General features: G+C 41.4%; 18 protein-coding genes, 2 tRNA genes and 2 pseudogenes. All 22 read left to right on the top strand.

Features of this window, described 5'->3' with window-relative positions; genetic code table 11:
• Window positions 1-127: 127 nt before the first annotated feature.
• The 22 genes and pseudogenes from BFM96_RS10290 (at window position 128) to BFM96_RS10190 (ending at window position 23,670) form a co-directional block, all read left to right on the top strand.
• Window positions 128-199 (top strand) — tRNA-Gln (locus BFM96_RS10290).
• A gap of 156 nt (window positions 200-355) precedes the next feature.
• Window positions 356-1,561 (top strand): 30S ribosomal protein S1, encoded by a 1,206-nt coding sequence (gene rpsA, locus BFM96_RS10285; RefSeq protein WP_068993876.1) that lies wholly within the window; start codon window positions 356-358, stop codon window positions 1,559-1,561.
• A gap of 662 nt (window positions 1,562-2,223) precedes the next feature.
• On the top strand, window positions 2,224-2,967 hold the full coding sequence (locus BFM96_RS10280) for a DeoR/GlpR family DNA-binding transcription regulator (protein WP_068993874.1): 744 nt from the start codon (window positions 2,224-2,226) through the stop codon (window positions 2,965-2,967).
• A complete protein-coding gene (gene pfkB / locus BFM96_RS10275; RefSeq protein WP_068993871.1) occupies window positions 2,964-3,875 on the top strand; it encodes a 1-phosphofructokinase in 912 nt (303 codons plus the stop codon). The genes BFM96_RS10280 and pfkB overlap by 4 nt, the downstream gene beginning before the upstream one ends.
• Window positions 3,872-4,658, top strand: a pseudogene (locus BFM96_RS11565) (fructose PTS transporter subunit IIA); the annotation flags it as partial. The gene pfkB and the pseudogene BFM96_RS11565, both read left to right, overlap by 4 nt.
• Window positions 4,659-4,720: 62 nt before the next feature.
• Window positions 4,721-5,815, top strand: a pseudogene (locus BFM96_RS11560) (PTS fructose transporter subunit IIC); the annotation flags it as partial.
• A 200-nt stretch (window positions 5,816-6,015) separates the two neighbouring features.
• Window positions 6,016-8,808: an endonuclease/exonuclease/phosphatase family protein gene (locus BFM96_RS10265; protein WP_068993866.1), complete on the top strand. Its 2,793-nt coding sequence runs from the start codon at window positions 6,016-6,018 to the stop codon at window positions 8,806-8,808.
• 156 nt (window positions 8,809-8,964) lie between these two features.
• Window positions 8,965-10,290 (top strand): branched-chain amino acid transport system II carrier protein, encoded by a 1,326-nt coding sequence (gene brnQ / locus BFM96_RS10260; RefSeq protein ID WP_068993857.1) that lies wholly within the window; start codon window positions 8,965-8,967, stop codon window positions 10,288-10,290.
• Window positions 10,291-10,424: 134 nt separating this feature from the next.
• The gene (ccdA2, locus tag BFM96_RS10255) at window positions 10,425-11,132 is read left to right on the top strand and encodes a thiol-disulfide oxidoreductase-associated membrane protein CcdA2 (RefSeq protein WP_068993854.1); all 708 of its coding nucleotides are present in this window, start codon (window positions 10,425-10,427) and stop codon (window positions 11,130-11,132) included.
• A 23-nt stretch (window positions 11,133-11,155) separates the two neighbouring features.
• The gene (locus tag BFM96_RS10250) at window positions 11,156-11,482 is read left to right on the top strand and encodes a hypothetical protein (protein ID WP_068993851.1); all 327 of its coding nucleotides are present in this window, start codon (window positions 11,156-11,158) and stop codon (window positions 11,480-11,482) included.
• A gap of 10 nt (window positions 11,483-11,492) precedes the next feature.
• On the top strand, window positions 11,493-12,131 hold the full coding sequence (locus BFM96_RS10245) for a redoxin family protein (protein ID WP_068993848.1): 639 nt from the start codon (window positions 11,493-11,495) through the stop codon (window positions 12,129-12,131).
• 10 nt (window positions 12,132-12,141) lie between these two features.
• Complete coding sequence (msrB, locus tag BFM96_RS10240; RefSeq protein WP_068993846.1) at window positions 12,142-13,251, top strand: peptide-methionine (R)-S-oxide reductase MsrB; 1,110 nt, start codon at window positions 12,142-12,144, stop codon at window positions 13,249-13,251.
• A gap of 100 nt (window positions 13,252-13,351) precedes the next feature.
• Window positions 13,352-14,086, top strand: a complete 735-nt coding sequence (locus tag BFM96_RS10235; protein ID WP_068993843.1) for a response regulator transcription factor — start codon at window positions 13,352-13,354, stop codon at window positions 14,084-14,086.
• Window positions 14,083-15,777 (top strand): cache domain-containing sensor histidine kinase, encoded by a 1,695-nt coding sequence (locus BFM96_RS10230; protein ID WP_068993840.1) that lies wholly within the window; start codon window positions 14,083-14,085, stop codon window positions 15,775-15,777. Before BFM96_RS10235 ends, BFM96_RS10230 begins: the two co-directional genes overlap by 4 nt.
• Window positions 15,778-15,848: 71 nt before the next feature.
• Window positions 15,849-16,070, top strand: coding sequence for a CsbD family protein (locus BFM96_RS10225; RefSeq protein WP_068993838.1), 222 nt, complete (start codon window positions 15,849-15,851; stop codon window positions 16,068-16,070).
• 130 nt (window positions 16,071-16,200) lie between these two features.
• Window positions 16,201-16,689, top strand: a complete 489-nt coding sequence (locus BFM96_RS10220; RefSeq protein WP_068993835.1) for a cell wall elongation regulator TseB-like domain-containing protein — start codon at window positions 16,201-16,203, stop codon at window positions 16,687-16,689.
• Window positions 16,686-17,864: a pyridoxal phosphate-dependent aminotransferase gene (locus tag BFM96_RS10215; protein ID WP_068993833.1), complete on the top strand. Its 1,179-nt coding sequence runs from the start codon at window positions 16,686-16,688 to the stop codon at window positions 17,862-17,864. The genes BFM96_RS10220 and BFM96_RS10215 overlap by 4 nt, the downstream gene beginning before the upstream one ends.
• Window positions 17,865-17,948: 84 nt before the next feature.
• Window positions 17,949-19,295: an asparagine--tRNA ligase gene (gene asnS, locus BFM96_RS10210; protein WP_068993830.1), complete on the top strand. Its 1,347-nt coding sequence runs from the start codon at window positions 17,949-17,951 to the stop codon at window positions 19,293-19,295.
• Between the two features lie 112 nt (window positions 19,296-19,407).
• Window positions 19,408-19,968 (top strand): TlpA family protein disulfide reductase, encoded by a 561-nt coding sequence (locus tag BFM96_RS10205; protein WP_068993827.1) that lies wholly within the window; start codon window positions 19,408-19,410, stop codon window positions 19,966-19,968.
• A 240-nt stretch (window positions 19,969-20,208) separates the two neighbouring features.
• Window positions 20,209-21,396, top strand: coding sequence for an MFS transporter (locus BFM96_RS10200; protein WP_068993824.1), 1,188 nt, complete (start codon window positions 20,209-20,211; stop codon window positions 21,394-21,396).
• 98 nt (window positions 21,397-21,494) lie between these two features.
• The gene (locus tag BFM96_RS10195) at window positions 21,495-22,856 is read left to right on the top strand and encodes a polysaccharide deacetylase family protein (RefSeq protein WP_068993822.1); all 1,362 of its coding nucleotides are present in this window, start codon (window positions 21,495-21,497) and stop codon (window positions 22,854-22,856) included.
• 742 nt (window positions 22,857-23,598) lie between these two features.
• Window positions 23,599-23,670: transfer RNA gene (locus BFM96_RS10190), tRNA-Arg, on the top strand.
• Window positions 23,671-23,738 lie beyond the last annotated feature (68 nt).

Below are 23,738 nucleotides of genomic sequence, written 5' to 3'. Positions count from 1 at the left end.
TTATACCTAAAGGTAGCCACACCTGTAATCCGGCTAAAGCTGGAACAGTTATGTCTCTTTTTCGTTGGGAATTTAGCTTGAATTCAACTGAAGTTTAGCAAGAGTTGATAAGGTATCTAGATATTTTTGGGGTATAGCCAAGCGGTAAGGCAAGGGACTTTGACTCCCTCATGCGTTGGTTCGAATCCAGCTACCCCAGTTCTTAGGTAAAGTATCACACAAAGGGTAAAATATCTGATGATATTTTATTTTTGTAGATACAAACGGTAAAGATAGACATGTCGTTGCGGGTGCTTAGGAAAAATATAAATAAGTATGTCAAGCGAGAACGCTTGATTGTTGGAGGATTTTTTAGATGAATGAATTTGAAGATTTGCTAAATAGTGTTAGCCAAGTCGAGCCAGGTGATGTCGTTACTGCTGAAGTATTGACAGTTGATGCTAGCCAAGCTAACGTTGCAATCTCAGGAACTGGTGTTGAAGGTGTTTTGACACTTCGTGAATTGACAAACGATCGTGATGCAGACATCAATGAACTTGTTAAACCAGGTGAAACACTTGAGTTGCTTGTTCTTCGCCAGGTAGTAGGAAAAGACACAGATACAGTGACTTACCTAGTATCTAAAAAACGCTTAGAAGCTCGCAAGGCATGGGACAAGTTAGTTGGTCGTGAAGAAGAAGTAGTTACTGTAAAAGGAACTCGTGCTGTTAAAGGTGGACTTTCAGTTGAGTTTGAAGGACTTCGTGGTTTTATCCCAGCGTCTATGCTTGATACTCGTTTCGTTCGTAATACTGAGCGTTTTGTAGGTCAAGAATTTGCTGCAAAAATCAAGGAAGTAGATCCAAAAGAAAGCCGCTTTATCTTATCTCGTCGTGAAGTTGTAGAAGCTGAAACAGCTGCTGCACGTGCGGAAGTATTTGGGAAATTGGCAGTTGGTGATGTAGTGACTGGTAAAGTTGCTCGTATCACAAGTTTTGGTGCCTTTATTGACCTTGGTGGTGTAGATGGATTGGTTCACTTGACAGAATTGTCACATGAGCGTAATGTATCTCCAAAATCAGTTGTGTCTGTTGGTGAAGAAATTGAAGTGAAAGTTCTTGACTTGAACGAAGAAGAAGGTCGAGTATCACTTTCATTGAAAGCGACAACGCCTGGACCATGGGATGGTGTAGAGCAAAAATTAGCTGCTGGTGATGTGATTGAAGGAACTGTAAAACGTTTGACAGACTTTGGTGCATTTGTAGAAGTGTTGCCAGGGATCGATGGTTTGGTTCACATTTCACAAATTTCACACAAACGTGTTGAAAATCCAAAAGATGCTCTTAAAGTGGGTCAAGAAGTAACTGTTAAAGTTCTTGAAGTGAATGCTGATGCAGAACGTGTATCACTTTCTATCAAAGCCTTGGAAGAGCGTCCAGCACAAGCTGAAGGCGAAGAGAAAGCTGAAAAACGTCAATCACGTCCACGTCGTCCAAAACGTCAAGAAAAACGTGACTTTGAACTTCCAGAAACACAAACTGGATTCTCAATGGCAGACCTTTTCGGTGATATCGAATTATAATGAATTAAGGGTTGAGAAGAGATTTTCAACCTTTTTTCTATAGGATGTTTAGCAAGTATCATGAATTGAAGTCTATAAAAACTAAAATCTGACTAGGAAATGAAACTGCAGGTAGAACTAGAGTTCAGCAAAGTGAGTGAACAAGGTTGGATTTTGATTTTTGACGAGTATAAATAGGGAGGGAAGAACAATCGTTCGTCTCTCTTTTTGTGTTCGACAGTATCACGCCAAACGCATGAAGAAAATTTTTCCAAATAATTTCTAAAATATGATTTTTTATTCTGAAATATTGAAAACCAAGCCCCTGTAATTGCCGAAAGAGAAACTTTCATGTAGTATTAAAGGATGAAAAACTAGAGAATTTCTCAAAAATCTTTCGAATTTTTTTTAAAATAAGGTTATCAAAGTAGGCGTTTTACTATTTTCACAACTTTTTCAATAAATGATTTTCTTCATGCATCTGTCGTGGTTTAATGTGAGCTTGAAGTATTCAACGACCTGAAATCAGCCGTGAAAAGTGAATAGCTTGTTTTAATTCTAGTTAACAAGATTTAGGATGCATTAAAAAATGAGATATTTTGAAAGAATTTGATAGATAATGCTTGACTTTGCTTGAAATTTAGATATAATAGATACTGTAAACGATTGCAGAAGGAGGGCTTATGTTAAAATCAGAACGTAAACAAGTGATTTTATCAGAAATCAGCCGTCATCGTGTGGTCTCCTTAGAGCAGCTAACCCAGGTTTTACAGACTTCTGAATCCACTGTTCGTAGGGATTTAGATGAATTGGAGGGAGAGGGTAAGCTTCGGCGCATTCATGGTGGTGCAGAGAGCCTTCATTCTCTCCAAGAAGAGGAGAGCAATCAAGAAAAATCTATCAAAAACGTTCACGAAAAGCAGAAGATTGCTCAAAAGGCAGCCAGTCTGATTCGTGAGCAAGAAGTGGTTTTTATTGATGCCGGGACGACCAATGAATTGCTCATCCGGGAATTGACTGCTAAGCAAGTGACGGTTGTCACGAACTCTATTCATCATGCTACGCAGTTGGTGGAGCAACAAATCTCAACGGTGATTATCGGCGGTATGGTCAAACGTTCTACGGATGCGAGCATTGGTGGCATGGCTTTAAATCAGATCGGTCAATTAAATTTTGACAAGGCTTTTTTAGGGATGAATGGGATTAGCGAAGAATGCTATTCGACACCAGATATGGAAGAAGGAGCAATTAAGCGAGCGATTTTAGAGAATGCTAAAAAGACGTATGTTTTGGCAGATAGCTCAAAAATTGGCTACTCTTCCTTCGCTAAGGTTGCCCCTATTAAGCGAGCTAGTTTGATTACAACGAAGAATGCGTCACCCCTTTTGCAACTATTAAAAGAAAAAACGGAGGTTATAGAAGTATGATTTATACCGTAACACTCAATCCGTCTATCGATTACATTGTTCGTTTGGATAAGGTCGAAGTCGGGAGTGTGAATCGCATGTCGAGCGACGATACCTTTGCTGGGGGTAAGGGGATCAATGTCAGCCGTGTCTTGAAGCGTCTGGGAATAGACAGTACAGCAACTGGTTTTATCGGAGGTTTTACAGGAAAATTTATCACAGATACCCTAGCGGAAGAGGCGATTGCGACTCGTTTTGTGGAGGTTTCAGAGGATACACGGATTAATGTGAAAATAAAAGCCGATGCAGAAACTGAAATCAACGGCACAGGTCCATTTGTTTCGGAGGAAAAGTTGGCAGATTTAAAAGCGCTTTTAGCTAACTTATCTGCGGATGACACGGTTGTTTTTGCAGGCTCTAGTGCTAAAAATTTAGGCAATGAAGTCTACAAAGAGTTGATTCCTTTGGCGAGAAAGACAGGTGCTCAGGTTGTGTGTGACTTTGAAGGTCAGACTTTGATTGATGCCCTCACTTATGAGCCTTTACTTGTGAAGCCGAATAACCATGAGTTGGGAGCTATTTTTGGTGTAGAGTTGGCAGATTTAGACGATATTGAGCGTTATGCACGAGAATTACTCGCAAAAGGAGCACAGCATGTGATTATTTCAATGGCGGGTGATGGAGCTCTTCTAGTGACTCAAGAAGGTACCTATTTTGCCAAACCCATCAAAGGAATTGTAAAAAATTCAGTCGGTGCAGGAGATTCGATGGTGGCTGGTTTTACTGGTGAATTTGTGCGTAGCAAAGATGTGCTTGAAGCCTTTAAATGGGGAGTGGCTTGCGGAACAGCGACAACCTTTTCAGATGATTTAGCAACGGCCGATTATATTCAGGAAATTTATCAAAAAGTTGAGGTAGAAAAACGATGAAAATTCAGGATTTACTGAGAAAAGATGTGATGTTGTTGGATTTAGCAGCAACAGAAAAAGAAGCAGTCATTGAAGAAATGGTTGCAAGTTTGGTGAAGCAAGGCTATGTATCAGACTTTGCGACCTTTAAAGAAGGAATTTTAAAACGTGAAGCACAAACATCCACAGGTCTTGGAGACGGGATTGCTATGCCACATAGCAAAAATGCAGCTGTGAATGAAGCGACGGTTCTTTTTGCAAAATCAAATAAAGGAGTTGATTACGAGAGTCTAGACGGTCAACCAACGGACTTGTTCTTTATGATTGCAGCACCAGAAGGGGCAAACGACACTCACTTGGCAGCTCTTGCAGAATTGTCCCAATATTTAATGAAAGATGGCTTTGCGGATCAATTGAGACAGGCAAATTCAGCAGATGAGGTCTTAGCCTTGTTTGATGCTACGGAAGAAAAGGCAGAGCCAGCAGCCGCAACAGTGCCTTCAACAAATGAGTTTATCGTTGCTGTTACAGCCTGCACAACAGGGATTGCCCACACTTATATGGCACAAGAAGCCCTTCAGAAAGTTGCGGCGGAAATGGGTGTTGGCATCAAGGTGGAAACCAACGGTGCGAGCGGTGTCGGCAATCAATTGACCGCAGACGACATCAAGCGTGCTAAAGCGGTTATCATTGCAGCAGATAAGGCTGTGGAGATGGATCGTTTTGATGGAAAACAAGTGATTAGCCGTCCAGTAGCAGATGGGATTCGTAAGACAGAAGAGCTGATTCGCTTAGCTCTCAACGATGGTGGCGATGTCCATCATGCCAGCCAAAAAGCGGAGTCTGCTGCGAGTACAAATACAGCAGGCGGTTTCTACAAGCATTTGATGAGTGGCGTAAGCCAAATGTTGCCATTTGTTATTGGGGGTGGTATCCTTATTGCACTTGCCTTCCTCTTTGACCAATTCATGGGTGTGCCTCAAGATTCGCTTGGAAGTCTTGGTTCCTACCATGAAATTGCAGCGATTTTCAAGAGTATTGGTGGTGCAGCCTTTGGCTTTATGTTGCCAGTGCTAGCGGGTTATATCGCTTATTCTATCGCTGAAAAACCAGGGTTGGCTCCCGGTTTTGTAGCAGGTAGCATGGCTTCTGCTGGACTTGCATTTGGTAAAGTTCCTTATGCAGCAGGCGGCGAAGCAAGTCTAGCACTTGCAGGGGTTTCATCTGGATTCCTCGGAGCGCTTGTAGGTGGTTTCCTTGCAGGATATACCGTTAATTTTTTGAAAAAAGCTCTTGCTGGTCTACCAAAATCCTTGGAAGGTATCAAGTCCATTCTGTTGTATCCACTTCTTGGAACAATGGTTACAGGTCTTTTGATGTTGCTTGTGAATATTCCAATGGCTGCTATCAATACAGGTCTGAACAATTTCCTTGAAGGCCTATCAGGTAGCTCTGCCGTTCTTCTTGGCTTGGTTGTCGGAGGAATGATGGCTATCGATATGGGCGGTCCTTTTAACAAAGCAGCCTATGTCTTTGGTACAGGGACACTTGCAGCAAGTGTTTCCACAGGTGGTTCAATCGTCATGGCAGCTGTTATGGCGGGTGGTATGGTGCCTCCTCTTGCTGTCTTTGTTGCAACACTCTTGTTTAAAGATAAATTTACAGAAGAAGAGCGTAATTCTGGCTTGACAAATATCGTTATGGGGCTGTCTTTCATCACTGAGGGTGCAATTCCGTTTGGTGCAGCAGACCCAGCACGTGCAATTCCAAGCTTTATTGCAGGATCAGCCTTGGCTGGAGCCCTTGTTGGCTTGGCGGGTATCAAGCTCATCGCTCCACACGGAGGAATCTTTGTGATTGCTCTTACAAGCAATCCAATCTTGTATCTTGCCTTTATCTTGATTGGTGCGATTGTCAGCGGTATTCTCTTTGGAGCCCTTCGCAAACCGTTAGATAAATAATCAGTTACTCTCAAAGCTCTAGCTTTGGGAGTTTTTTGTGTAAATTCAATTATTCGTATTTAAGATATATTTTGTTAGAAAAATGAAAATAATATTGAACTTTTGTAGAAAAAATAGTACACTAAGTGAGTAGGAAACGTTTTTAACTTCGTTTTTTAGATTTCTAGATTAGAAATCCTATTTCAAATAAGGAGGGAATAATGGAAAAGAAGTATTGGATGCGGGCGCTATACGGTGTCAGCTTAGGCTTGGCTCTGTCTGCTTCGGTTTATGCTGTGTCAGAACCTGTGCAGGTGCAGGCAGAGGAGATGGTGACAAGTGATACAACTTTTGACCGAAGTCAGCTCGTCGTTGGTGATCAAACAACGATTGAAGGACTTGTGGTCAGCGATGTTAACGCTTGGGGTGGCAATAGTTTCTTCGTTCAAGCAGACAATCAACAAGGCCTATTTATCTATCCAAAAGATTCATTAGGGGTTGAAAAAGGGGAACGTGTACGCTTAACGGGTAGGGTTGAGGAATACAGTGGGGCTCTGCAGTTGACTACGGTTACAGATGCCCAGATCCTGTCTAATGGACATCCTGTGGAAGCCAGTCTAAAAACTTTGGCAGATGTGAAAGATGAGCTGCAAGGAAGCTATATTGCACTCGAAAATGTTACAGTTTCAAATTTAAAATCCGTTGGGAAATACCAAAATAGTAGCTTTACAATTACAGATCAAGCTGGTTTAACGCTACCTGTCTTTGTTGATAATCGCTCTGGGGCAACTTTTTCAGATGTTTCAGCCAAAATCAAAGATGGTGATCAGATTTCTGTGAAGGGGATTCTTTATGCTAATAAAGGGCATTTAGAACTAAAACCTTATCGATTAGAAGATATTGCCGCTCTTGGAGATAACGACTCTAATCTTCCTATGGTTCGCACAGTTGCAAATATCGGTGAGATTCAAGGAGAATCCCATACTTCGCCGTTAGTGGGTCAGAAAGTGCAGATCAAAGATGTTGTCGTTACGAAAGTAGATGGCAAAAAAGGATTCTATATTCAAGATCTTCATCCAGATGGAAATGATAAGACATCAGACGGACTGTATGTAGTTAGTAAAGAGGCGGTAACTGTCGGTGATCAGCTAGAAGTAATCGGAGAAGTTCTTGAGCAGACAGGAGACGGCTATGCGGATAAAGATGAGACTGATTTGACGATTACGCAGTTGAAATCAGAACATATTCAAAAAATTGGTGTAGCTGACCTTCCCAAAGCTCTTATGCTTGACCGTGATCGAAAAATTCCAAGAAAAAATATTGATAATGATAGCTTGACAGAATTTCAACCAGAAGAAGATGCGATTGATTTCTGGGAAAGTTTGGAAGGGATGCTGGTCGAAGTAGAAAAGCCACGTGTGTTAGGGCCACAACTTCACGGTGAGATTTATGTTTTGCCACAAAGCTATCATGAGCAAGAACTCAATAGTGCAGATGGTGTGAGTCTTCATGCTGATTATCCAAATACAGAAGTTGTAGGTATCTTGGTTGGCAATCGACGTTATCGTGCCAAAGCTAAGGACTATTTTACAGAAAATATTAAAGGAACAGTGACCTATAGCTACGGTGCCTATAAGGTGGATGCAGCTGGCAACCTTCCTGAAAAGATGGATGGTGGCTTAGAACGGGAAGTTTCGACTTTGCTTCCAGAGGAGCACAAACTTTTGGTGGCGTCTTACAATATTGAAAACTTTTCTGCCAATGGCGATGCTAAAGAAACGCCTGAGGACAAGGTGGAAAAAATTGCTCGTTCTCTTATTCATGAAATTCATAGCCCAGATATTGTGTCTTTGATTGAAGTTCAAGATGATAACGGAGGAATTGATGATGGAACAGTCAGCGGTGTCAAAAGTGGAGCGCGCTTGAGTGAAAAGATTCGTCAATTGGGCGGGCCGTCCTATAAGTATGTCGAAGTGACGCCAGAAAATAACGCTGATGGCGGTAAACCAGGGGCAAATATCCGCGTTGCCTTTCTCTACAATCCAGCTCGAGTGACTTTGGTAGATAAGGCAATCGGTGGTAGTCAGGAAGCAGCACGTTTTGTAAATGGAAGTTTAGAGAAAAATCCGTCTCGTATTGATCCGACCAATCCAGCTTTTACAAATGTCCGCAAATCATTGGCAGCTGAATTTGAATTTAAGGGAGAGCGCGTGGTTGTTATCGCGAATCACTTGAAATCAAAACGAGGAGATGATTCCTTATACGGAGCTAGTCAGCCAGCACTAGAACATTCGCAGGCTGCTCGAATTGAACAAGCAAGAATCTTAAATCAATTTGTCCAAGAAGGATTAGCACAAAATCCAAATCTAAAATTTGTTTTGACAGGTGATTTTAATGATTTTGAATTTTCGCAGACTATTCAAGCGCTTGAAGGAGATACCTTGGTCAATCTTTTGTCTGGTCATGATTTTAGAGATCGCTATTCCTACTTCTTTAGAGGCAATCAGCAGAGTCTGGATAATATTTTAGTGTCTAAAAATATTGCTGACAAAGTAGCTTTTGACGCCGTACATGTGAATTCTTCTTTTATGGCAGAGGACGGGCGTGCGTCAGACCACGATCCTTTGGTTGTGCAAATTACTTTTGGAAAAGGTGAAGGGCAAATGGAGGATACTTTGATTTCGCCTGAGCCTTCATCTCAAGAGGGAGCCTCTTCTCAACAAACGAATTCATCTAGCACTTCTGCATCCTTTAATTTTGCTTCATCGGAAGAATGGAAGGCTGTTCGTCTAGGTGACTCCTCTCTTTCATCAGGTAAAGCAAGGAAAACTCATAAAGAGTCTGACTTATATACATCATCTGTAAAAGATCAGGGAGAATCAGAGAGCAAGAAAGTGGCGAGACAGAAGATTTTACCAAAAACAGGAGAAAAATCGGTTCTCTTTGCCTCAGGAGGGGTACTGTTCGTTGTACTTGGAACTATTCTTGCCTACAAGAAAAAACATTCTGTCTAACAGTGATGTGTAATAGAAGCAGCTCTCTAATTCATTCTCTTAGCCACTTTGTTGTAAAATTCTGAATTTACAAAACTTTTAAAAATGTCAGAAGCCCTTTTAGAATGGAAGGGCTTTTTGATATAATGGATACTATCGAATGAAAAGGAGATGACTATGTTTAAAAAAGGTTCACTAACAGGACTCCTCCTGTTTGGTATATTTTTTGGGGCGGGAAACTTAATTTTTCCTCCGAGTTTGGGAGCTTTATCGGGAGAGAATTTCTGGCCGGCCATTAGTGGATTTGTCTTGTCTGGAGTTGGAATTGCTGTATTGACGCTGATTATTGGTACGCTCAATCCTAAGGGATATGTATCTGAGATTTCTCGGAAAATCGCTCCTTGGTTTGCAACGACCTATCTTGTGGCTTTGTACCTTTCTATCGGTCCGTTCTTTGCCATTCCGCGGACAGCGACAACGGCTTATGAGGTCGGGATTGCGCCGCTTTTAGCAGGAAATAGCCAGTGGAGTTTGTTGCTCTTTACCCTGTGTTATTTTGCGGCGGCCTATCTGATTTCCCTTAATCCATCTAAGATTTTAGACTTAGTAGGACGGATTTTAACCCCCCTCTTTGCCTTCTTAATCGTTGTATTAGTGGTTCTAGGAGCTGCGAAATATGGGAGTGCAAGTCCGATGGCTGCTTCAGGAACCTATGTGAATGCGGCTTTTGGGACAGGATTTTTAGAGGGCTATAATACATTAGATGCCCTTGCATCTGTTGCCTTTAGTGTGATTGCAGTTGAAACGATGAACCAGCTTGGTTTTGCGTCTAAGAGAGAATACGTTTCAACCATTTGGGTGGTAGGAGTTGTTGTTGCTCTTGGCTTTAGTGCCCTTTACGTAGGACTTGGCTTCTTGGGCAATCATTTCCCAATTCCGGCAGAAGTTATGACCTCAGATGTCAATAAAGGTGTCTATGTCCTTTCGCAAGCAACTCAGGCCATTTTTGGTCCTAGTGCTCAGATTTTCCTAGCCATTATGGTGACCATGACCTGCTTTACGACAACGGTGGGCTTGATTGTATCGACATCAGAATTTTTTGTCAAGACCTTCCCGCAATTAGGCTATAAAGTTTATGCGACCTTGTTCACTTTGATTGGTTTTGGAATTGCAAACATTGGCTTATCAGCTATTATTGCCTATTCTATTCCGGTCTTAGAAATCCTTTATCCCATTACCATTGCAATTGTGCTCTTGGTGATGGTCAATCGCTTGGTACCTTTATCTAAAATCGGCATGCAGCTGACCATTGCCTTGGTAACGAGTGTAGCCTTTGCAACCATTATCGGTAAACAATTTAACTTGGAAGGATTAAATAAACTCATCAATGCTCTGCCATTTGCAGATGCGTCGCTTCCGTGGCTTGTACCAGCAATTGTGGGAATTTTATTTTCTATTTGTATGCCTGATGGGCAAACAGCAGAGAGTTTTGAAATGGAATAACTCTCTTATCTATCACGAAAGTGGTAGATTTTTTGTTTACCTTATCAAATTCAAGTTTTTCCGCATGAAATTCTCTAGTTTTTAAAGTCAAAGAGGATTATACTAGAGTTACAAAAGGATAAGGAGTGATGGCGATGACCTCAGTTGTATTTTTAGTATCGGTGTTTCTAGCAGGTATTTTATCTTTCTTCTCACCGTGTATTTTACCACTGTTACCTGTGTATGTAGGAATTTTACTCGATTCAGATGAACCAAGAACGGTGCGATTTTTAGGCTTTGAGATTGCCTGGTACGGCATTGTGAAAACCCTCTTTTTCATCGCTGGCCTATCCATGGTCTTTATTACCTTGGGCTATGGGGCAGGCTTTCTAGGAAATCTTCTCTATGCTGCTTGGTTCCGTTACCTTCTGGGGGCTATCGTCATTATCTTGGGAATTCACCAGATAGGAATTATCAATATTTCCCAATTACAAAAGCAAAAGAGTGTCCAATTCAAGCAGGATAAAAAACGCAATGATTTCTACAATGCTTTCTTGCTCGGTTTGACCTTTAGCTTCGGATGGACCCCGTGTATCGGACCAGTCTTGAGTTCGGTTTTAGCCATTGCCGCTTCTGGTGGAAACGGAGCTTGGCAGGGAGCTGTTCTTATGCTTCTTTACACTCTTGGCTTAGCCATTCCATTTTTGCTCGTTGCCTTAGCGTCCTCCTTTGTGTTACGCTACTTCAGCAAAATAAAGCCTTATATGGGCACCTTAAAGAAAATTGGTGGAATCATCATTATCTTGATGGGAATTTTACTCATGTTGGGAAATCTTAACATTTTTGCACAAATTTTTGGATAATTATATATAAAAGGAGAAATTTCATGAAAACAAAAACTTTACTGCTTGCGAGCTTACTTTCTATTGGTCTTTTAACGGCATGCTCTAGCCAAAAGACGGAAGATATGAAAAAAACAGACGATAGTTCCATGATGAAAAAAGAGGATAAGATGTCTGATGAAAAGAAAGAGATGAAAGACGAAAAAATGTCCGATAAGGATGCTATGAAAGACGAGAAAATGTCTGATAAAGACGCTATGAAAGACGATAAGATGTCTGATGAGGAGAAAAAGGATATGGCCGATGACATGTCGGATGACAAGATGTCCGATGATGAAGAGATGTCTGATGAAATGAAGGATAAAAACTAGGAGGATGAAGATGAAAAAACGTCGTTTGTTGATTGCAAGTCTTGCTTGCTTAGGAATGTTAACTGCATGCTCCACTCAGGCAGCACACGAAGATAAAAAAATGGATGATAGCTCTATGATGAAAAAAGAGGAGCAGAAAACGGACAAGATGTCGGATGATAAGAAGATGTCTGACGATAAGATGGCAGGCAAAGAAAGTATGAAAGGAGAGATGATGAATGACGGAAAACCAGCACCAGACTTTAGTTTAGAAGGTGTAGATGGCAAGACCTATAAACTTTCTGATTTTAAAGGAAAAAAAGTCTATCTGAAATTCTGGGCGTCATGGTGTTCCATTTGTCTATCAACTTTACGTGACACAGATGACCTTTCAAGTCAGGTAGCGGACAAGGATTATGTCATTTTAACCGTCGTTTCTCCAGACCACATGGGTGAAAAATCTGCAGAAGATTTCAAAGACTGGTACAAGGGCTTAGATTACAAGCACATGCCAGTCCTCCTTGATCCAAGTGGCAAACTCTTAGAAGAATACGGTGTTCGTGCCTATCCAACCTCTGCTTTTATTGGCAGTGATGGTGTTTTAGTGGATGTTCATCCAGGATTTATGGATAAGGCTGGTATTGAAAGCAAATTAAAAGAGATTAAATAGGAGGTGACCCATGGAAGGGAAAATGAAAGTACTCTTAACCATCGGAGCGATTTTCCTAGTGCTGGGCTTAATTGTCTTTGGAGCCTATCGAAATCAATCGTCTTCTGCAACTGCCCATATTAAGGAGGCAGCTGTCAGTCAGGTCAACCAAGTCAAGCCAAAGGAGAAAAAAGCAATGAAAGAAGAGCTCCGCGACATTTATCTAGCAGGCGGTTGCTTCTGGGGCGTTGAAGAATATTTCTCACGTGTAGGAGGAGTGACAGATGCCGTATCAGGTTATGCCAATGGAAAAGGCAGCACCACCAAGTATGAATTGATTAGTCAAACAGGCCATGCTGAGACAGTAAAAGTAACCTATGACAAGAACCAAATTTCCTTACGTGAAGTTTTGCTTCATTATTTCCGCATTATCGACCCGACTAGTGTCAATAAACAAGGAAATGACCGTGGAACACAGTATCGGACGGGTGTCTATTATACGGATAAAGAGGATTCAAAGGTCATTGAAGAAGTCTTTGATGAGCAAGCAAAGAAATTAGATAAGCCCCTTGCTGTTGAAAAAGGTGCTTTGGAAAACTTCGTAGAAGCAGAAGAATATCACCAAGACTACCTCAAGAAAAATCCGAATGGCTACTGCCACATCAATGTCAATCAAGCGAGCTATCCAGTCATTGACGAAAGTTTGTACCACAAACCAAGCGATGAAGAAATTAAGAAAATGTTGACGGCAGAAGAGTACGCTGTGACTCAAAAAAATGACACAGAACGTGCCTTTTCAAACCGCTACTGGGATCAATTTGAGGAAGGGATTTATGTGGATATCGTGACAGGTGAGCCGCTATTTTCTTCCAAAGACAAGTATGAGTCTGGTTGCGGTTGGCCAAGCTTCACGCGCCCAATCAGCCCAGATGTAGCGACTTATAAGGATGATACTAGCTTTAACATGGTGAGAACGGAAGTTCGTAGCCGGGTTGGGGATTCCCACTTAGGGCATGTCTTTACCGATGGTCCAAAAGACAAGGGTGGTTTGCGTTACTGCATTAACAGTCTTTCAATCAAATTCATTCCAAAAGCAGAAATGGAAAGTAAAGGCTACGGCTATCTGTTGGACTATGTATAAACTCTTTCAGGTTGTAAAGAGATGAAAAAGGCGGGGTTCACCTCGCCTTATTTGGGTGGATTTGCTATACTAGAGGTAGGATTTCAGACAGGAGAATAGTATGTATAAACTCATGATTGTAGAAGACGAATACCTTGTCCGTCAAGGGATTGCCTCCTTGCTTGATTTTGAAAAATTGGGGATGGAAGTTTTAGCAGAAGCAGAAAACGGTGTGGAGGCTTGGGAACTTTTCCAAAAAGAACAGGCGGATATTCTACTAACCGACATCAATATGCCTCAGATGAACGGGATTCGCTTGGCACAGCTCGTTAGAGAGCAGTATCCAGAGACGCATATTGTGTTTTTGACTGGCTATGATGATTTTGACTATGCCCTCTCAGCTGTTAAATTGGGGGCAGATGACTATCTTCTCAAACCTTTTTCTAAGGCAGACGTGGAGGAGATGCTCGTCAAAGTAAAGATGAAGCTAGATAAGGAAGAAAAGCGGCAACAAATCAGCGATTTGGTCGAACAGAGTGAAACCTCCAGTCTCGCCCAGCTCATCCAAGAACGACTAGCTGATCAGGATTTATCGCTCAAGTCTCTAGCCCAGGACTTGGGATTTAGCTCCTCGCATCTCAGTGTGGTCTTGAAAAAAGAACTGGGCCTGCCCTTTCAGGACTATCTCATTCAGGAGCGGATGAAAAGAGCCAAGTTACTGCTTTTGACAACAGATTTAAAGATTTATGAAATAGCAGAGCAAGTCGGCTTTGAAGATATGAATTATTTTTCGCAGCGTTTCAAGCAGGTCGTGGGTGTGACCCCTCGTCAATTTAAAAAAGGAGAGCAGGGATGAAGCGGTTTTCTCTTTTTGTGCAGTTAGTGGTTTATGTGGCTGTTACCATGTTATTACTGCTTGGGATTGTTGGTGCTGGTTACTATTATAAGAGTGCAGATGTCATTCGAGAAACGACTGAGCAGAGTACACAACATACCATTTCCCAAAGCGGTCAATTTGTCCAGTCTTATTTGGAAAAATTAAAAGAAACGACCAGTAGTTTGGCAAATCATGAACTAGTCAAGACTTACGCAGAAGATGCAACGGTAGAAAATGAGAGAGCGTTAAGAAAACTATTGGGTACGATTTTATCAACGGATCGTGATTTGGTATCTGCCGTTCTCGTCACTAAATCAGGCCACCTAGTATCAACAGATGAAGCAGTTAGTATGAAAACCTCCAGTGACATGATGAAAGAAGCTTGGTACCAAGCCGCTATTCATGAACATGCCATGCCGGTTGTCACTCCTGCACGCCAAAATCTTTCTGAAGCCAATGAGAAATGGGTGGTGTCTGTTACCCAAGAAGTGGTGGATAGCAAAGGAGACAATCTAGCGGTTGTCCGTCTTGATATTGCTTATGATACTTTGACGGCTTATCTCGATAGCTTACAGCTCGGAGAAAAGGGCTTTACCTTTATTGTCAATAGCAATCATGAATTTGTCTATCATCCAAAGAAGAGTGTCTATTCATCTAGTGAGGAGATGAAAGCCCTAGAACCCTATATCCAAGAAAAGAATGGCTATGTTGACCAGGATAGTTCCTATGTTTATCAGTACCAGATCCCCCAGAGTGATTGGGTCATGATTGGGGTTTCTTCTATGGAAAATCTTCACCAACTGCAAGGTCAAGTGTTGACATCTTTTGTAGGAACGGGGCTGGTTGCCTTGGGAATTTGTCTTTTAGGAATTTGGTTCATTTTACGGCATTGGATTAAGCCTTTGCGGAATTTACAAGAAACGATTTTGGCCATTGGAAATGGAAATGCCAGTTTACGAGCCAATGAGCAAGGGGCACCAGAATTGGTTGATTTGGCTCATCAATTTAACCGTATGTTAGATCAGATTGACAAATTGATGCTGGCCGTTAAAGAAGAAGAGCAAAATGTCCGCAAATACGAGCTACAAGCCCTTTCTAGTCAAATCAATCCTCATTTTCTGTATAATACCTTAGACACGATTGTCTGGATGGCGGAGTTTAATAATAGTGAGAAAGTGGTTGAGGTGACCAAATCGCTCGCCAAGTATTTCCGCTTGGCACTAAATCAAGGCAATGAACAGATTGCCTTAAAAGATGAAATTGACCATGTTCGCCAGTATCTTTTTATCCAAAAACAGCGCTACGGGTACAAGTTGACCTATGAAATCGAAGAAGATACGCGTTTTGATGATTTCCAATTACCCAAGTTGGTCTTGCAGCCCTTGGTGGAAAATGCCATTTACCATGGGATTAAAGAAATCAAGGAACAGGGCTTGGTGCGTGTGTCCGTTGAAGAAAGAGCCGGCTTTCTTGTCGTGTCTATCTATGACAATGGTCGTGGCTTTATTGCGCATGATACGACCGAAAATCTTCTTGTAAAACTCGGTGGTGTTGGCTTAAAAAATGTGGACCAACGCTTGCGTCTACAGTTTGGACAAGACTACCACATGGAAATTGATTCGAAACAAGGTAGTCATACGAGGATTTCCCTTTCCTTTCCAATGGCTTAAAAAACAGATAATTTGAGATTTGCAAGTATTTATGTTATCATGAGAATAGAATAAAGAAGGAGGACAAAGATATGTCTTTAAATTTAGATGAATTAGCAGGCGGTTTGAAAGAACAAGCTGGAAAATTAGTTGGCGATAAGAAAACAGAAGTCGAAGGTGCTGTTGAAAAAGTTGCAGCAGAAGCTAAAGAACTAGCAGGAGATGCAACGGATAAGGCCAAAGAATTGGTAGAGGATGCTAAAGGTGCCGTAGAGGGTGCTGTTGAAGGTCTTAAAAACGTTTTTGGCAAATAATCATTTAAAAACATCTCGAAAGGGGTGTTTTTAGATTATTATTTTCGGTAGAAAGAAGATACAGGGGCTTGCTAAGCTCAGATGACTGAATAGACTTGTAATTATCCTTGATTGGTGGTACAATAAACGAGTGAAAAATAGAGGAAATAGTCAACGGAAATTGCTCATCTGGCAATACATCATTGGAATTATCTTGCTCTTATCTGTCCTAGCCTTTTCATTTTTATATGTGTTAGAAACAGCGAAAGCCCCTTACCAGTCTGAAAAACATTCAAGCCAGCTTTTGGCGGAAAAATATGCAGCATTGAAGGAGTTAGAGACCTTTACTATGTACCATGGCAAGGAGTCTTATGCCAGCCTTTTAGGAAAGGACACGAGTGGCAAGGCCATTGGCGTATTAATTCAAAAAGACAGTGATAAGATTTATCTCTACGACTTGGCAAATGGGATTTCTCAAGCGAGGGCGAAGAAAATTGCCAAAGAAAATGGGGCTGGTAAGATTGAGCGAGTGGTCTTGGGTTACTTCGACAATCAACCGATTTGGGAAGTCAAGTCGGGCCAGAACTACTACGTGATTTCTTTTGAAAATGGAACATTTCTGAGCAAGGAGGGAATATGAAGGTATCAAAACGAGTGCTTGAAATGGAAGAAAGTGTAACCTTGGCTGCGGGTGCGCGTGCTAAGCAGTTAAAGGCAGAAGGAAGGGATATTTTATCCTTGACTTTGGGAGAACCTGACTTCACCACTCCAGAAAATATTCAAGAGGCAGCCATAGCTGCTATTAGAGATGGTCGTGCGAGCTTTTATACGGTAACCAGTGGGTTGCCAGAATTAAAGACGGCTATTAGCGGCTACTTTGAGAAATTCTATGGCTATTCAGTAGCCCCAAACCAGGTGACGGTGGCAACAGGAGCAAAATTCTCTCTCTATACCTTTTTCATGAGCGTTATCAATCCGCTTGATGAGGTGATTATTCCAACCCCTTATTGGGTCAGCTATGCGGATCAGATTAAAATGGCGGAAGGTGTGCCTGTTTTTGTGCAGGCAAGAGAAGCCAATGATTTTAAGGTGACCGTTGCGCAATTAGAAGCAGCACGCACGGCTAAAACCAAGGTCTTGGTTCTCAATTCACCGTCTAATCCAACTGGTATGATTTATAGCAGGGAGGAACTTCTTGCGATTGGGAATTGGGCTGTCGAGCATGACATTCTGATTTTGGCAGATGATATTTACGGACGACTTGTCTATAATGGGAATACCTTCACCCCGATTTCCAGCTTGTCAGAAGCCATTCGGAAGCAGACGGTTGTCATCAATGGTGTCTCTAAGACCTATGCCATGACTGGTTGGCGGATTGGTTATGCAGTGGGAGAGCCAGAGATTATCGCTGCCATGACCAAGGTTGCGGGACAAACAACGTCTAATCCAACAGCTGTAGCCCAGTATGGAGCGATTGAAGCCCTAATTGGCGAGCAGGATACAGTAGAGCAAATGCGTCAAGCCTTTGAAGAGCGACTCAATACCATCTATCCCTTACTGGCTGAAGTTCCAGGATTTGAAGTGGTGAAACCGCAAGGTGCCTTCTATCTCTTTCCAAATGTAAAAAAAGCCATGGACATGAAAGGTTTCACGGATGTGACAGCCTTTACAACAGCGATTTTGGAAGAAGTAGGAGTTGCCTTGGTGACGGGAGCAGGATTTGGTGCACCTGAAAATGTCCGTCTCAGCTATGCGACAGACCTTGATACCTTAAAAGAAGCTGTTAAACGCCTAAAAACATTTATGGAAGGGTAAGTGAAAACGGAGCTTCGTCCTTGTTGCGGTGGACTACTGCCTAAGAAAGTTAACAGAGCATTATACAAAAGAACAGGAGAAATTATGTCTAAAGAGTTAGTATCGATTATTGATGTCAAAGACCATGTTGGTGAAAAAATAACCATTGGTGCTTGGGTTGCCAACAAATCAGGGAAAGGGAAATTAGCCTTTCTACAGCTTCGTGACGGAACTGCCTTTTTCCAAGCGGTTGCTTTTAAGCCAAACTTTATTGAAACATTTGGTGAAGAAGAAGGAACAGCTAAGTTTGATACTGTTAAAAAACTCAGCCAGGAAACATCTGTGTTGGTAACAGGTATCGTCAAAGAAGATGAACGCTCAAAATTCGGCTATGAGTTGGATATTACGGATCTTGAGGTAGTTGGTGATTCAAAAGACTATCCAATTACGCCGAAAGAACATGGAACGGATTTCTTGATGGACAATCGTCACTTGTGGCTCCGTTCTCGTAAGCAAATGGCCATTATGCAAATTCGTAACGCTATTATTTATGCGACTTATGAGTTCTTTGATAAGAATGGCTTTATCAAGTTTGACAGTCCAATCCTGTCTGGAAATGCGGCAGAAGATTCGACAGAACTGTTTGAAACAGATTACTTTGGAACCCCTGCTTACTTGAGCCAATCAGGGCAATTGTACTTGGAAGCAGGAGCGATGGCACTAGGGCGTGTATTTGACTTTGGTCCAGTATTTCGTGCAGAAAAATCAAAAACACGTCGTCACTTGACGGAGTTTTGGATGATGGATGCGGAGTATTCCTTCCTCTCTCATGATGAATCATTGGACCTGCAAGAAGCCTATGTAAAAGCATTGATTCAAGGCGTTTTGGATCGTGCGCCGCAAGCTCTTGAAGCCTTGGAACGTGATACAGAACTCTTGAAGAAATACATCGCTGAGCCTTTCAAGCGTGTATCCTATGATGATGCGATTAGTCTTCTTCAAGAGCATGAAGCAGATGAAGATACAGACTACGAACATTTGGAGCATGGAGATGATTTTGGTTCTCCTCATGAAACATGGATTTCAAACTACTTTGGTGTGCCAACCTTTGTGGTCAACTATCCAGCAAGTTTCAAGGCTTTCTATATGAAACCAGTTCCGGGCAATCCAGAGCGCGTGCTTTGTGCAGACTTACTAGCACCAGAAGGTTATGGAGAAATCATCGGTGGTTCTGTCCGTGAAGATGATTACGATGCCCTTGTGGCTAAAATGGAGAGCCTTGGCATGGATCGTTCAGAGTACGAATTCTACCTTGATCTTCGTAAGTATGGCTCTGTTCCCCATGCAGGGTTTGGAATTGGAATCGAGCGGATGGTAACCTTTGTCGCTGGTACCAAACATATCCGTGAAGCCATTCCATTCCCACGGATGCTCCATCGCTTAAAACCATAATCATGATCTCCTTGTCTGTGCAAACAGACGAGGATTTTTTAAACGATAAAAATGTATATTGATATAAAATAATATGGTATAATAATAGAAAAGATTTCAGGAGGTAGGATCGATGAAAAAAGGAATGATCTACATTGGATTGAGCTTATCTTTATTAACTCTTGCAGCATGTGGGGAAATGAGGGGAACCAATCATTCTGACAGTCCTGCGGTTCAGCAGATGGTTGGCAAGGAAGCCCCAGCCTTTACGATTAAGGATAAGGATGGTAAGGATGTCTCTTTAGCGGATTTTAAAGGGAAAAAAGTTTACCTCAATCTTTGGGCCAGCTGGTGTGGGCCTTGTAAGCAGGAGATCCCAGAGCTAGAAAAAGTCTATCAAGGGCTGAAGGAAAAGGACGATCTTGTGTTCTTATCTGTCGTGTCCACGGCTGAAAAAGAGTTTGAAAATGAACGACCAGCGGAGCAGGCCAAGGAACCAATATTAGAAGCAGCTGCTGAGCTAGGCATTACTTATCCAGTCTTGTTTGACACCAAGGATCAGGTTTTTAAATCCTATCAAGTCAGAGCTTTCCCCACTCATATTTTTATCAATCGTGACGGAACCATTGCACAAAAATTTGAAGGAGCTATGACAGGAAAAGCTGTGCAACAGCAGTTGGATAGTCTAAAATAGCTAGCAGCAAAAATGATGTCAGAGGTCGAATTCAAGTCTGACTTCTGTTGATAGAATGAAGAGGAAAAGCGACGAACAGGAGAAGTTCCAAAGATAGCCTATGGTACTCTATAAAAATTAGAGAATAGATTTTTTTGAACTTTCTCCCTTTCTCCTTACATTTTTTCTTGCAAAAAGCAAAAAAAAAAAAAAAAGGGGGGGGGGGGGGGGGGTATAATAACATGTATAGGAGGAAAATGTATGCGTGTATCTTCTTATCGAAAAAATATCCCTTTGCTTTATGCTGTCGAATGGTTCTCATTTTTTGGAATTACGACTTTTTGGGTCTTATTTTTAAGTCAAAAGGGGATGAGCTTGCTGGAAATAGGTCTTTTGGAAAGTATCTTTCATGGGACTAGTCTTTTGTCGGAGATTCCGTCAGGGATGCTGGCTGATCGTTTTTCTTATAAAGCCAATCTTATATTGGGGCGTCTTGCCGCCATCGTTTCTTCTATGCTTATGTTGCTAGCTCAGGGGAACTTTTGGCTGTATGCTCTTGCTATGGTGGTTAATGCTTGGGCTTATAATTTTGATTCAGGAACAAGTAGTGCCATGCTCTATGATTCAGCTGTCGATGCGGGCTTGAAAGAAAGATATTTGACTTTCTCGAGTATCATTTCAGGCGTGACAGAGGCAACGATGTCTTTAGGAGCGGTGCTGGCAGGATTTTTTGTGCACGGGTATTTGGAAGTGACCTATCTGATGATGATTGCCTGTTCCTTGTGTGCCATTTGTTTGATTGCACTTCTAAAAGAGCCAGATAGAAAAACTTATACAGAGGAGCGGGTTAGCTTTTCTAGCATTGTAAACACTGTATTGAAAGAATTTAAGACCAATTCTGCCCTGCTATGGTGGTTTTTGATTGGACAGATTGTTTGTGCTACGATGTGTATGTTTTATTTCTACTATCAAAATCACTTGCCAGATTTAAGCAGTTGGCAGATTGCTTTCCTCATGCTTGTCGGAAGCGGGCTCAACATTGGAGCTGCCTATGTCGCTAGTCAAGTGGGCAAGAAATGGTCTTCCTTTCAACTATTTCCGTGGATTGTTGGATTGACAGGCTTGCTTTATACCGCTGTCGTTGCCAATCAGGTGCTTGTCTTTATGTTCATTTATTTGCTGAGCAATGCTCTCTATGCTCTTTATATGCCTATTATATCCAATGATATCCAGCAGTATCTACCGAATTCAATTCGAGCGACGATGTTGAGTATCAATGCTATGTTTTTCAGTCTGAGCATGATTGTTCTTTTTCCGTTGACAGGGTGGTGTATTGAGCGATTAGGATTTACCCCTACTTTTCTAGCACTCGGAAGTATCTTGGTGCTCTCAGCTTTCCTTTTAGTCTTTTTCTTGGCCGGTATTCAACGAAAACTAACCAAAAATTAGAGCATTTCTATTTTCTAGAGAAGAAAATGGGAATTTTTTTCTTCCTTTTTGAAAGTAGCAAAAAAATCTGATATAATAAAAGGGAAAGAGGTGAGCGTGTGAAAAAAGGATTATTACTTTTGTTGAATGTGTTCTTGATTGCTGTGATGATAGGGGGTGGCTACCTCTTACATCGCAAATGGCAGGATTATCAGCGTCAAGAGTCTATCACCAAAACCATTCAGCAAATGGATCAGAAAGAGGACAAAAAGGGAACAGAAAAGCATAGTGGCCTCGTTGGGACCCAGTATGTAACAGCCTATTACCCGAAAACAGCTGGTAAAACCAAAAATCTCATCAAGGAGCAAATGCTCCAGATAATTCAAGAACTCCCTCAGGCAAAAGGGCACGTGGCTCCAACAGCTTTACGGTTTTATTATGCTGAAGTGGGAGATGGTCCATTTAAAAAGAGCCAGCAAGTCACCTTAAAAGCGAAAGTTTACCCTGTTGATAAAAATGTCGAAAAAGAGAAGGAAGAGGAATTTGGAAGCCTTCTTTTGAATACTGGGGCCGACGAAGGAATTTTGCATCTTAATCACCTATTTACAGAACCTTATACCGCAAAACTCATTTTTTTAGAGAAAATTCGAGAAGAATTGACTAAGAAACAGCTAGATTCAACTCTGCTTGAAGAAATCATGGCTACCTTAGATGAGACGCCTTTAGAAAATTGGATCTATCGTTACCAGCAAGGTCAATTTGAGATTGATCTAGCAAAAGAAGGAACTGTCAACGTTCCCTTTGCGAATTTCTATGATGTGATTGATACGGATGCTCTCATGGGAGATGAATTAACAGCTTATCAAGCCTACCAAGAAAAGAAAGATCGAAAACTAGTCGCCTTGACTTTTGATGATGGTCCGAGCCCTGAAACGACTCCACAAGCCTTGGAAATTCTTGCCAAGTATCATGCAAAAGCAACATTTTATATGCTGGGTAAGAAGGTAGCTGGAAATGAAAAGCTCATTAAGCAAGTAAAGGCTGCCGGCCATGAAATTGGAAATCATAGTTGGAATCATCCTCAATTGACGGCTATTCCTTTAAATCAGGCTGTGCAGGAAATTTCTGATACGCAGGCTGCTTTACAGGCTGTGATAGGAGAAGCTCCCCGCACCATGCGTCCGCCGTACGGTTCCATTAATCAAGCCGTTCAAAATGCGGTCAATGTATCTTTCATGCTTTGGGATGTCGATACTCTGGATTGGAAAACGCATAATACAGCAGCTATTATGCGCGAAGTTCGTAAGACGCAGCCAGGCTCGGTCATTCTAATGCATGACATTCATCAGACAACGATTGATGCTTTGCCATCTGTGTTAGAATACCTGAAAGAAAATGGCTATACCTTTGTAACCGTTAGTGAATTATTCCAAGAGAACTTGCTCCCGCATCAGTGCTATTATAGTCATTATCAACCGTAAAAAACTGACAAACGTTTATAGTCTTTGTCTGATGGCCTAGCTAGTCTATGTAGGGCATGAATAACAGTCCCTTGCTAGATATTTCTAGTTGCATATTAGTATCTTGAAAATGGCACCCTCTATATGATACTGATTTAACGGCTCAAGAATGAGGCAAACTGGCTTTCTATTTCTCAAACCACCGTGCCTATAAATGGTCTAAATGAGAACTCGTGAATTGCGATATTATACATCACGAAAAGAGGCTGTCAATGGCGGGTGCTTCCACATCACGCTGTATGCACGAAGAAAATGCATGTAATTAGGTTCTAGCTACATGCATTTTTTTTGAAATATTTCCATATAAGTGCTGGTTTATCATGGTTTTCCTCTACATTACAATGAAATTTCATGATACTATAACTTTTATGAAAATTAGTGTCAACAGAGCTCTCTTTTGTGAAATTATCACATATTCATCGTATTTTAAAGACCTTGGGACGGTGTGAATACAAATTCTTAACTGCTTCAGAAATATTACCGGTTGTCTCGTAATGATGGAGAATTTTTTTACGAAAATCTAGTGAATATACCATAAATGTACTGCTTTGATTTCATGTCATGATATCGTTGATAAAGGAAACTAGACTTGCCTTACTATCATGATTGGCAATAATCTTCTTGTAAAATTTTAATTATTTTTGATTTTCATTGGGGATTAGACTTGTTATTTTTTAAAAAATTCGGTATAATAATGGAGTTGCCACCCTTAGTGTAATGGATATCACGTAAGATTCCGGTTCTTGAGATGGGAGTTCGATTCTCTCAGGGTGGATACTTTGGAAAAGTCTTGTCTTGCAAGGCTTTTCTATTTTTTTTTTAAGCTACGAACGGATGTAGAAA

It is taken from the genome of Streptococcus himalayensis (assembly GCF_001708305.1).
GTDB classification, from domain to species: Bacteria; Bacillota; Bacilli; order Lactobacillales; family Streptococcaceae; genus Streptococcus; species Streptococcus himalayensis.
Note: the sequence above shows the minus strand (reverse complement) of the source record. Positions and strands in the feature narration are given on the sequence as shown.